General features: G+C 64.2%; 19 protein-coding genes. All 19 read left to right on the top strand.

Going from position 1 to position 8797, the window contains the following annotated elements:
- The gene (gene rplD / locus FJ386_05665) at nucleotides 1–633 is read left to right on the top strand and encodes a 50S ribosomal protein L4 (GenBank protein ID MBM3876190.1); all 633 of its coding nucleotides are present in this window, start codon (nucleotides 1–3) and stop codon (nucleotides 631–633) included.
- On the top strand, nucleotides 630–911 hold the full coding sequence (locus FJ386_05670) for a 50S ribosomal protein L23 (GenBank protein ID MBM3876191.1): 282 nt from the start codon (nucleotides 630–632) through the stop codon (nucleotides 909–911). Before rplD ends, FJ386_05670 begins: the two co-directional genes overlap by 4 nt.
- 8 nt (nucleotides 912–919) lie before the next feature.
- Nucleotides 920–1774, top strand: coding sequence for a 50S ribosomal protein L2 (rplB, locus tag FJ386_05675; GenBank protein MBM3876192.1), 855 nt, complete (start codon nucleotides 920–922; stop codon nucleotides 1772–1774).
- Nucleotides 1775–1812: 38 nt separating this feature from the next.
- Nucleotides 1813–2094: a 30S ribosomal protein S19 gene (gene rpsS / locus FJ386_05680; protein ID MBM3876193.1), complete on the top strand. Its 282-nt coding sequence runs from the start codon at nucleotides 1813–1815 to the stop codon at nucleotides 2092–2094.
- Nucleotides 2095–2096: 2 nt separating this feature from the next.
- Nucleotides 2097–2438 (top strand): 50S ribosomal protein L22, encoded by a 342-nt coding sequence (locus FJ386_05685; protein MBM3876194.1) that lies wholly within the window; start codon nucleotides 2097–2099, stop codon nucleotides 2436–2438.
- A gap of 48 nt (nucleotides 2439–2486) precedes the next feature.
- Nucleotides 2487–3182: a 30S ribosomal protein S3 gene (gene rpsC / locus FJ386_05690; GenBank protein ID MBM3876195.1), complete on the top strand. Its 696-nt coding sequence runs from the start codon at nucleotides 2487–2489 to the stop codon at nucleotides 3180–3182.
- Nucleotides 3183–3216: 34 nt separating this feature from the next.
- On the top strand, nucleotides 3217–3636 hold the full coding sequence (gene rplP, locus FJ386_05695) for a 50S ribosomal protein L16 (protein MBM3876196.1): 420 nt from the start codon (nucleotides 3217–3219) through the stop codon (nucleotides 3634–3636).
- A 10-nt stretch (nucleotides 3637–3646) separates the two neighbouring features.
- A complete protein-coding gene (locus tag FJ386_05700; GenBank protein ID MBM3876197.1) occupies nucleotides 3647–3850 on the top strand; it encodes a 50S ribosomal protein L29 in 204 nt (67 codons plus the stop codon).
- 3 nt (nucleotides 3851–3853) lie between these two features.
- The gene (rpsQ, locus tag FJ386_05705; protein MBM3876198.1) at nucleotides 3854–4156 is read left to right on the top strand and encodes a 30S ribosomal protein S17; all 303 of its coding nucleotides are present in this window, start codon (nucleotides 3854–3856) and stop codon (nucleotides 4154–4156) included.
- Between the two features lie 8 nt (nucleotides 4157–4164).
- Nucleotides 4165–4533 carry a 50S ribosomal protein L14 gene (rplN, locus tag FJ386_05710; protein MBM3876199.1) on the top strand — a complete coding sequence of 123 codons (369 nt, stop codon included), beginning with the start codon at nucleotides 4165–4167 and terminating at the stop codon, nucleotides 4531–4533.
- A complete protein-coding gene (locus tag FJ386_05715; GenBank protein MBM3876200.1) occupies nucleotides 4530–4868 on the top strand; it encodes a 50S ribosomal protein L24 in 339 nt (112 codons plus the stop codon). The genes rplN and FJ386_05715 overlap by 4 nt, the downstream gene beginning before the upstream one ends.
- Nucleotide 4869: 1 nt before the next feature.
- Nucleotides 4870–5511 (top strand): 50S ribosomal protein L5, encoded by a 642-nt coding sequence (rplE, locus tag FJ386_05720; protein ID MBM3876201.1) that lies wholly within the window; start codon nucleotides 4870–4872, stop codon nucleotides 5509–5511.
- Between the two features lie 29 nt (nucleotides 5512–5540).
- A complete protein-coding gene (rpsN, locus tag FJ386_05725) occupies nucleotides 5541–5810 on the top strand; it encodes a 30S ribosomal protein S14 (protein MBM3876202.1) in 270 nt (89 codons plus the stop codon).
- 63 nt (nucleotides 5811–5873) lie between these two features.
- The gene (gene rpsH / locus FJ386_05730) at nucleotides 5874–6263 is read left to right on the top strand and encodes a 30S ribosomal protein S8 (GenBank protein MBM3876203.1); all 390 of its coding nucleotides are present in this window, start codon (nucleotides 5874–5876) and stop codon (nucleotides 6261–6263) included.
- A 54-nt stretch (nucleotides 6264–6317) separates the two neighbouring features.
- Nucleotides 6318–6854 (top strand): 50S ribosomal protein L6, encoded by a 537-nt coding sequence (locus FJ386_05735; GenBank protein ID MBM3876204.1) that lies wholly within the window; start codon nucleotides 6318–6320, stop codon nucleotides 6852–6854.
- Nucleotides 6855–6912: 58 nt separating this feature from the next.
- Nucleotides 6913–7278: a 50S ribosomal protein L18 gene (locus tag FJ386_05740; GenBank protein ID MBM3876205.1), complete on the top strand. Its 366-nt coding sequence runs from the start codon at nucleotides 6913–6915 to the stop codon at nucleotides 7276–7278.
- 13 nt (nucleotides 7279–7291) lie between these two features.
- The gene (locus FJ386_05745) at nucleotides 7292–7957 is read left to right on the top strand and encodes a 30S ribosomal protein S5 (protein MBM3876206.1); all 666 of its coding nucleotides are present in this window, start codon (nucleotides 7292–7294) and stop codon (nucleotides 7955–7957) included.
- Nucleotides 7958–7959: 2 nt separating this feature from the next.
- Nucleotides 7960–8493 (top strand): 50S ribosomal protein L15, encoded by a 534-nt coding sequence (locus FJ386_05750; GenBank protein ID MBM3876207.1) that lies wholly within the window; start codon nucleotides 7960–7962, stop codon nucleotides 8491–8493.
- Nucleotides 8494–8522: 29 nt separating this feature from the next.
- Nucleotides 8523–8797 (top strand): preprotein translocase subunit SecY (locus FJ386_05755; GenBank protein ID MBM3876208.1); only part of this gene is annotated, 275 nt, incomplete at its 3' end.

Consider the following 8797-nt stretch of genomic DNA (forward strand, 5'->3'; position numbering starts at 1 on the left):
ATGAAGCTGCCTGTTCACGATTCCAATGGCGCCGCGCAAGGCGAGCTTGAGGTCAAGTTCCCCCTCGTCGAAAAGGACAAGGGTGCCCAGGCCGTGCATGATTACATCGTCGCCTACAACGCGGCGCAACGGCAGGGCAACGCCTGCACCAAGACGATGGGCGAGGTCGCCGGCACCGGCAAGAAACCCTGGAGGCAGAAAGGCACCGGTCGTGCGCGCGCAGGATCGTTCGCCTCGCCGCTCTGGCGTGGCGGCGGCGTTACCTTCGGCCCCAAGCCGCGTGATTATCGGAAGCAAGTCACGAAGACTGTGCGCGCCCTGGCGCTGCGCAAGGCGATGACGGAGCGGCTTAGCGCCGGCGACGTCATTGTCGTGGACGATTTGAAGCTCACGACGCACAGGACGAAGGAGTTTCTGGCGTTGCGCGCGCGACTCAAGATCGAGGGCACGTCGCTCTTTGTCACGCTGGGTGTGGACCGTAACCTCCTCGCCGGGTCGGGCAATGTGCAGGGCGTGGATGTGACCACCAGCGACATCCTCAACACCTACGACGTGCTCAAGCCCGACAAGCTCGTGTTCACGCGCAGCGCCTTCGAGGCAGTCGACCAGCGCATCATTGCAGCCAAATCATGAGCCCCTACGACATTGTCAAGACCGTCCGCGTGACCGAAAAGGGGACGCGGCAGGCCGACCTGTACAACCAGTATACGCTCGTGGTCGACCCACGCGCCACCAAACCCGAGATCAAGGCCGCCGTCCAATTCCTCTTCCAGGTCCACGTCGTCGCCGTTCGCACGATGCACGTTCGCGGCAAGCTCCGCCGACAGGGCCGCAAGGATGCCGGCTCCACGTCCGCGTGGAAGAAAGCCATCGTCCAGCTCAAAAAGGGCGAAAGAATCAACCTCGCCTGACGCACGCCATGCCCGTCAAGACCTTCAGACCCCTCACGCCGTCGCGCCGCTACATGACGGTGGCCTCGTTCGACGAGATCACCAAGTCGCGGCCTGAAAAGTCCCTGGTCTACACCAAGAAGCAGACGGGTGGCCGCAACAATCGTGGCCGCATCACCGTCCGCGGCATCGGACACGCCCACAAGCGCAAAATCCGGATCGTCGACTTCCGCCGCGACAAGCACGGCATTCCCGCCGAGGTCCTGGCCATCGAATACGACCCCAACCGTTCCGCCCGCATCGCGCTTGTTCAGTATCAGGACGGGGAGAAGCGCTACATCCTCGCACCCGTCGGCTTGGCCGTGGGCACCAAGCTCCACTCCGGCCCCGACGCCGAGCCAGAGATAGGCAACGCATTGCCTCTCTCAAAAATCCCCGTCGGCCTCACGATCCACAATATCGAGATGATCCCCGGCAAAGGCGGGCAGATGGTCCGCAGCGCCGGCGGCGGTGCGACGCTGATGTCCCGCGACGGCGGCTACGCCCAACTCCGGTTGCCCTCCGGCGAAATCCGTCGCATCCACGAAAAGTGCCTCGCAACCATCGGTCAGGTTGGGCACATCGAGCACGAGTCGATCGTTCTCGGGAAGGCCGGTCGCGCCCGCTGGCTGGGCAAGCGCCCCATCACCCGCGGCGTCGCCCGCAACCCTGTCGACCATCCCAACGGCGGCGGTGCCGGCAAGTCCAAGTCGGGCGGCGGCTGGCAACAGCTTACCAACCCGTGGGGCCGGCTCGCGAAGGGCTACCGCACCCGGCGCAAGAAGAAAATCTCCAACCGCTTCATCGTTGTCCGCCGCGACGGCCGGCCCATGAAACTGAGATAACCGGAAACCCGAAACACCGACCCCGAAACCCGACCGCCATGGGACGCTCCATCAAAAAAGGCCCGTTCATCGACCAACACCTTCTGGACAAGGTCGTGAAAGCCAAGGCCGCCAACACCCGCACCCCGATCAAGACATGGTCCCGGCGCTCCATGATCACGCCGGACTTTGTCGGCCTGACCTTCGCCGTGCACAACGGCAAAATCTTCAACCCCGTGTTCGTCACCGAGAACATGGTCGGCCACCGCCTCGGCGAATTCTCGCCAACGCGCGTTTTCAAGAAACACGGCGCCCACACCGCCAAAGCGGAGGCCAAATAGCCATGGAAGTCACCTCCATCTACCGCAACTTCCGCATGTCCGCGCAAAAAGTCCGGGAAGTCGTCCGGCAAATCCAGGGCAAGAGCGCTCTCGATGCGCAGAACGTGTTGGGTTATGTGACGCGCAAGTCCGCGCGCGCCGTGGCGAAGACCCTCAAGAGCGCCATCGCCAACGCCGAGCACAACCACCAACTCCGCGCCGAGACATTGGTCGTGAAACTTGCCGTGGCCGAGACCGCCCGGAGCCTCAAACGCATGATCCCCAAGGCCCGCGGCTCCGCCGGGCCCATCATCAAGCGGTCCTGTCACATCCGCATCGTCCTCACCGACAACGCAGCCAACTAAGCACACGGATCTGAACCTTTGACTTTGAACTCTGACCCCTAGACGCCCATGGGACAAAAGTGCAATCCAATCGGCCTGCGGACCGCGGTCAACAAGGACTGGCGTTCCAAGTGGTATGCGGACAAGCGGGACTACGCGCGACTGCTGAGCGAAGACCACAAGATCCGCGGCATCCTCAAGCGCAAGCTCGAGAGCGCGTCCGTGCCGCGCATTCAGATTGAGCGTGCGGCGAGCCGCTGCCGCATCACCATACACACCGCCCGCCCCGGCGTGGTCATTGGCCGCAAAGGCGCGGAGATTGACAAGCTCAAGGAAGAGCTGAGCCGGATGACGGGCAAGGAAATCTACGTGGACATCCAGGAAGTGACACAACCCGAAGCCGACGCGCAACTCGTAGCCGAGGCGATCGCGATGCAACTGGAGCGGCGTGTGTCGTTCCGGCGTGCGATGAAAAAGGCGATCCAGACCGCGATGGGGATGGACGGCGTGGAAGGCATCAAACTGCGGGTGGCCGGCCGCCTCGGCGGGGCCGAGCTGGCGCGCGTGGAGCAATACCTGGAAGGCCGCGTGCCGCTGCACACGCTCCGGGCGAACATTGATTATGGATTCGCCGAAGCCCTCTGCACCTACGGCAAGCTTGGGGTGAAGTGCTGGATCTGCAAAGGCGACCGCAAACCCGCGAAACCCGTGACCGTGGTGACCACCGAAACCGCATCAGCGGCGACTGCCACTCCGTCGGCCTGACGCTGAACGCCAAGCACCAAAGGGAAAAAAGCCTATGCCCATGATGCCCGCCCGAGTGAAGTATCGGAAGATGCACCGAGGCAGCCGCAAGGGGCTTGCCACGCGCGGGCACACCGTGGCCTTTGGCGAATACGGCTTGCAAGCGCTCGAGCGCTGCTGGCTCGATGCGAAAGTCATCGAAGCCTGCCGCGTCGCCATCAGCCGCCACATGAAACGGCGCGGCAAGATGTGGGTTCGCATCTTCCCGCAGAAATCCTACACCAAGAAGCCGCTTGAAGTCCGGATGGGCACCGGCAAGGGCGGCGTCGAAGGTTGGGTCGCGGTCATCAAACCCGCCGCCGTGCTTTACGAGATCGACGGTGTGCCCGAGGCGCTCGCGCGCGAATCGCTGCGGCTTGCGGCGACCAAGATGCCGATCCGCACCCGGTTCATCTCACGCCACACCCACGCCTAGGACACCGACCATGAAAATGTCCGAGCTCCAAGATCTCACGCTCAAGGAACTTGCCGTCAAGGGCCGCGAATTCCGGCAGGAGTTGTTCCACCTGCGGATCCAGCAGGCGACCTCCCAGTTGGAAAACCCGTCGCGCATCCGGCAACTTCGCAAGAACATCGCCCGGGTCGAGACCCAGATGTCCGCCGTTCGCATCAAGGCGGCCAAGAAGTAACCTATGACCGAGACCCAACCCATCCGCGAAACCCGACGCAAGGAGCGCGTCGGCGACGTCGTGTCCGACAAGATGGACAAGACCATCGTCGTGCGCGTCGAGCGGCGCTTCCAGCACCCGATCTACAAGAAGGTCGTCACTTCCTCCAAGAAATACTACGCCCACGACGAGAAGGGCGAGGCGCGGACGGGCGACCGGGTCCGGATCACGGAGACGCGCCCCCTTTCCAAGACCAAGCGCTGGCGGCTCGTGGAGATTGTCGAGCGCGGCGAACGAGTCCATGCGCCCGAACCCCCAACGTCCTGACCTGACCTATGCTTCAAGTCCGTTCCATCGTTGATGTCGCCGACAACACCGGCGCCAAGCGGGCTGCTTGTATCGGCGCCACGCACAAGCCGAGCCAGCGATACTGTTTCGTGGGCGAGACGATCAAGGTCCACATCAAGGACGCCGCGCCCGACGGCCAGGTCAAGAAGGGTGAAGTCTGCGACGCCGTGATCGTGCGGACCCGCAAGGCCATCCGCCGCGACGACGGCTCCTACCTGCGATTCGACAGCAACGCGATCGTCATCATCAATGCCGAGGGCGAACCCCGCGGCACCCGCATCTTCGGCCCCGTTGCTCGCGAGCTTCGCGACCTCAAGTTCATGAAGATCATCTCCCTCGCCCCGGAAGTCCTATGAAGAAACCCGTTCGGAACCGACGCCTCCACGTCAAGAAGGGCGACGAAGTGGTCGTGATCAGCGGCTCCAGCCGGGGCAAACGCGGCAAGATCATCCACGTCTTCATGAAGAAGATGCGCGTGTCCGTGGAGGGCTGCGCGATGATCAAGAAGCACATGCGCAAGAGCCAGCAGCACCCGCAGGGGGCGATCATCGAGCGCGAGGGCACCATCCACGCCTCCAACGTGATGCTGGCCTCCAAGTGGGACGCCCGCCGCGCCAAGCGCGCCGCCGCCCAACCCGCATTGGCCGCCGATGCGCCCGCCGCGCAGGCAGCGCCCCAACCCACAGCTTGAAATGAAAGACAATCCCGCCGAAAAACCCGCGAAGCCCGCCAAGCCCGCGAAAGCGGAGGCCGTGAAGGCCGAGCCCGCGCCAAAGGGTCCGCCTCCCGCGCCGCCGCGGCTCTACACCAGATACATGGAGGCGGTGAAGCCGGCACTCTTTACATCGAGGAAGTATACCAACGTCCATCAGATCCCGGCTCTCGAGAAAATCGTGATCAACATGGGCATCAGCGCGGAACTTGAGAAGACCGCGGTGGAGGACGCCGCGCGCGACCTCACAACCATCACCGGCCGCAAGGCGGTCATCACCAAGTCGCGCAAGAGCATCGCCAACTTCAAACTTCGCAAGGGCCAGGCGATCGGCTGCCGCGTGACCCTCCGGCGCGCGGTGATGTATGAGTTCTTCGACCGGCTGGTCGCCGCCGCGCTGCCGCGCATCCGCGACTTCCGCGGAGTCTCCAACCGCTCCTTCGACGGGCGCGGCAATTACACCCTGGGAATATCGGACCAGACGATTTTCCCGGAGATCGACCTCGACAAAGTGAAGCGGCACCAGGGCATGGACGTCACGATCGTGACCACCGCGGAGACGGATGACGAAGCCCGCGAACTGCTCAAGCTGATGGGAATGCCGTTTTCCGAAAACCGGTAGAACCGCGACCGAGAAACCCGACAAGAGCTATGGCAAAGAAAGCGTGGATCGAACGGAACAAGCGCAAGCTGGCCACGGTGAAGAAATACGCGGCGGTGCGCGCCGAACTCAAGGCCAAGGGCGACTACGCCGGCCTTGCCAAACTGCCGAAGGACGCGAGCCCCATCCGGCTCACGAACCGCTGCTCCGTGACCGGCCGCCGCCGGTCATTCATGCGCAAGTTCGGCGTGTCGCGGCTGACCTTTCGCGAACTGGCCCTGAACGGGCTGCTGCCGGGCGTCACCAAGGCCAGTTGGTAACTCGCGAGATCCAAACCTCGAACCCGAAACGCAGAATCCGACTCCCAGAACCCGAAACGACGTATGATGAGCGACCCCATTGCAGACATGCTCACGAGGATCCGGAATGGAAGCATGGCCTTGTTGCCGGCGGTGACAATGCCGCACTCGCGAATCAAGGAGGGCATCGCGCGGTTGCTCTGCGCAGAGGGCTACGTGGGCGAGGTGGCCGTGGAGGGCGAGGTCAAGCGCAAGCTCACGGTGAAGCTGAAATACGAGGGGCGCAAAGGCATCATCGGCGGCCTGCGCCGGGCGAGCCGTCCCGGGCGCCGGGTTTACGTGGCGTCGGGCGAAATCCCGAGAGTGTTGAACGGGATGGGCGTCTCGATCGTGTCCACGTCGCGCGGGGTCATGACCGGGTCGGAGGCGCGCCGACAAGGTGTGGGCGGCGAGCTGCTTTGCACCGTCTGGTAGGCCGGACCTTTGAACATTGAATTCGTAATTCTCAATCCGTAACTCGAAACTCACATGTCACGCATCGGCAAACAACCCATCGTCATCCCGGCGAAGGTCAAGGTGGAGGTCGCCGGGGACTCGGTTCAGGTGGAGGGTCCCAAGGGCCGGCTGCAGTTCAAGCTGCCGCCGCACACGCGGCTCGGCGTGGCGGAGGGACGGGTGGTCGTGTCGCGCGACGGCGATGAAGCCGAGGCGCGAGCGATGCACGGGCTTTGCCGTTCGGTCGTGAACAACATGGTCAAGGGCGTCACGGAGGGATTCGTGAAGCGACTCGAGATTCACGGGGTCGGGTTCAAGGCGGCGTTGACGGGGAACATCCTGAATCTGAGCCTTGGGTATTCGCATCCGATCAATTACACGGTGCCGCCGCAGATCAAGGTGACGGTGGAGGAGAATACGAAGATCACCGTGGAAGGGCCGGACCGGCAGGTGGTGGGCCAGGTGGCGGCGCACATCCGGAGCTTCTACCCGCCGGAGCCTTACAAGGGCAAAGGGGTGCGTTACACAGATGAGCGCATCATCCGGAAGGAAGGCAAGACGGTGCAATAAGTGACGACCCCCGGTCGGCGGTCGCTGACCGGGACTTGGAATTTGAACTTCGGATGCCATGAGAATTGAAAAGAAAAACGCGCTGCGGCAGAAACGCCGCTGGAGGATTCGCAAGCTGGTGATCGGCACGGCGGCGCGTCCCCGGATGAGCGTGCGGTTCACCGGGCAGCACATTTATGTGCAGTTCGTGGATGACGCGACAGGCACGACGCTGGCGAGCACGTCGACACGCGCGAAGTCGATGCCGGACCGCGAGACTCTGGCGGCGAATGTGAAAAGCGCGGTGCGCATCGGCAAGGCGGCTGCGGAGGCTGCGCTTGCGTCGGGCATCACAACGGTCGTGTTCGACCGGAGCGGCGCCCCGTTCCACGGCAAGGTGAAGGCGCTCGCGGATGCGGCGCGCGAGGCCGGCCTGAAATTCTAACCCCGAGGATTACGTGAGCGACACTAACGAGACTTCACCCACGCCGCCGCCTTCTCCATCGCGCGAGCCGAGAGGGCCGGGCCGCGGCCCGGGCCGCGGCGGCCGCCGGAGCCGGCCACCCGCCCAGGAGGTCAAGACGGATCCCCTGACGGGGCTGCCGACGAGCGAGCTTGTGGAGAAGGTGATTTTTATCAACCGCTCCGCCAAGGTGGTCAAGGGCGGCCGGCGGTTCAGCTTCAGCGCGCTGGTGGTGAGCGGCGACAAGCGGGGCCGCGTGGGCATCGGCATGGGCAAGGCCGGCGAGGTGGCGGATGCGATCAAGAAAGGGACGGAGGTTTCGAAGCAGAATCTGGTGAATGTGTCGCTGCTCGGGCCGACGATTCCGCATGAGGCGTTCGCGGCGTTTGACGGGGCGCGGGTGTTGTTGCGGCCCGCGTCGCCGGGCACAGGCCTGATCGCGGGCAAAACGGTCCGCGCGGTGCTGGAATCCGCGGGCGTGCGGGACGTGCTGACCAAGTCCCTCGGTTCGAAGAATGCCGCGAACGTGGCGAAGGCCACCTTGGGGGCGCTCTTGCAATTGCGGTTGCGCGAACACATCGCGCGGACACGCGGGGTGGATTTGCGTCCGCGGGACGCAGCGTCCGCGGCGCCGGCGGACAAGAAAGGCCCAGCTCAATGACCATGCGACTTCACAATCTGAAACGGATTCCCGGATCGAGGCACCGGCGGAAGAATGTCGGCCGCGGCGAGTCCAGCGGCCGTGGCAAGACATCAGGGCGCGGCGGCAAGGGACAGAGCGCGCGTTCGGGCAGTTCGATGCGTCCGGGGTTCGAGGGCGGGCAGATGCCGTTGATCCGGCGCGTGCCGAAGCGCGGATTCAACAACGCCCGGTTCAAGACGACTTGGCACCCGGTGAATCTGCGGGACTTGAACCAGTTCGCGGACGGGACGCGCGTGGATGAAAAGCTCCTGCGCGAGAAGCGCCTGGCCACGGGGAATTACGACGGGATCAAGCTGCTGGGCGACGGGAAGCTGGAGCGGCGGCTCTCGGTGGTGGTGCACGCGGCGAGCGCTTCGGCGCGCAAGGCGGTCGAGGATCTCGGCGGCGTGTGCGAGGTGCTCCCGCGCTACAAGCGGCTGAACAAGAAGCGCGTGTCTCCCGACTCCAAGCCCGCGGAGGCCGCGCCCGCTGCGCCCGAGGCACCGAAGGCGTAAGGCGATATCCCCCCGGCCCCCCTCGCCGCATGCTCAAGAACATTTTCCAGACGTTTGCCAACTGCTTCAAGGTGCCGGAGCTCAAGTCCCGGATCCTGTTCACCTTGCTGCTGCTGGGGTTGACGCGGCTGGTGTCGCTCTGCCCGATCCCGAGCCTTGACGGGCAGTTGCTGGCCGAGTTTTTTGAGTTGCAGGCGCAGAAGGGCACGGGCGGCGGGTTGCTCGGCCTCTACAGCATGTTCACGGGCGGCGCGCTTGAGCGGTGCGCGATCGGGTCGCTGGGCATCATGCCGTATATCAGCGC

The sequence above is a fragment of the Verrucomicrobiota bacterium genome (assembly GCA_016871675.1).
In the GTDB taxonomy this organism is placed as follows: Bacteria; Verrucomicrobiota; Verrucomicrobiia; order Limisphaerales; family VHCN01; genus VHCN01.

Coding starts and splice junctions, on each gene's coding strand:
- rplP (MBM3876196.1), top strand. CDS start 3,217: ATGCCCATGATGCCCGCCCGAGTGAAGTATCGGAAGATGCACCGAGGC.
- rplD (MBM3876190.1), top strand. CDS start 1: ATGAAGCTGCCTGTTCACGATTCCAATGGCGCCGCGCAAGGCGAGCTT.
- FJ386_05700 (MBM3876197.1), top strand. CDS start 3,647: ATGAAAATGTCCGAGCTCCAAGATCTCACGCTCAAGGAACTTGCCGTC.
- rplE (MBM3876201.1), top strand. CDS start 4,870: ATGAAAGACAATCCCGCCGAAAAACCCGCGAAGCCCGCCAAGCCCGCG.
- FJ386_05685 (MBM3876194.1), top strand. CDS start 2,097: ATGGAAGTCACCTCCATCTACCGCAACTTCCGCATGTCCGCGCAAAAA.
- rplB (MBM3876192.1), top strand. CDS start 920: ATGCCCGTCAAGACCTTCAGACCCCTCACGCCGTCGCGCCGCTACATG.
- rplN (MBM3876199.1), top strand. CDS start 4,165: ATGCTTCAAGTCCGTTCCATCGTTGATGTCGCCGACAACACCGGCGCC.
- rpsQ (MBM3876198.1), top strand. CDS start 3,854: ATGACCGAGACCCAACCCATCCGCGAAACCCGACGCAAGGAGCGCGTC.
- FJ386_05735 (MBM3876204.1), top strand. CDS start 6,318: ATGTCACGCATCGGCAAACAACCCATCGTCATCCCGGCGAAGGTCAAG.
- FJ386_05740 (MBM3876205.1), top strand. CDS start 6,913: ATGAGAATTGAAAAGAAAAACGCGCTGCGGCAGAAACGCCGCTGGAGG.
- FJ386_05715 (MBM3876200.1), top strand. CDS start 4,530: ATGAAGAAACCCGTTCGGAACCGACGCCTCCACGTCAAGAAGGGCGAC.
- rpsS (MBM3876193.1), top strand. CDS start 1,813: ATGGGACGCTCCATCAAAAAAGGCCCGTTCATCGACCAACACCTTCTG.
- rpsN (MBM3876202.1), top strand. CDS start 5,541: ATGGCAAAGAAAGCGTGGATCGAACGGAACAAGCGCAAGCTGGCCACG.
- rpsH (MBM3876203.1), top strand. CDS start 5,874: ATGATGAGCGACCCCATTGCAGACATGCTCACGAGGATCCGGAATGGA.
- FJ386_05670 (MBM3876191.1), top strand. CDS start 630: ATGAGCCCCTACGACATTGTCAAGACCGTCCGCGTGACCGAAAAGGGG.
- FJ386_05750 (MBM3876207.1), top strand. CDS start 7,960: ATGCGACTTCACAATCTGAAACGGATTCCCGGATCGAGGCACCGGCGG.
- rpsC (MBM3876195.1), top strand. CDS start 2,487: ATGGGACAAAAGTGCAATCCAATCGGCCTGCGGACCGCGGTCAACAAG.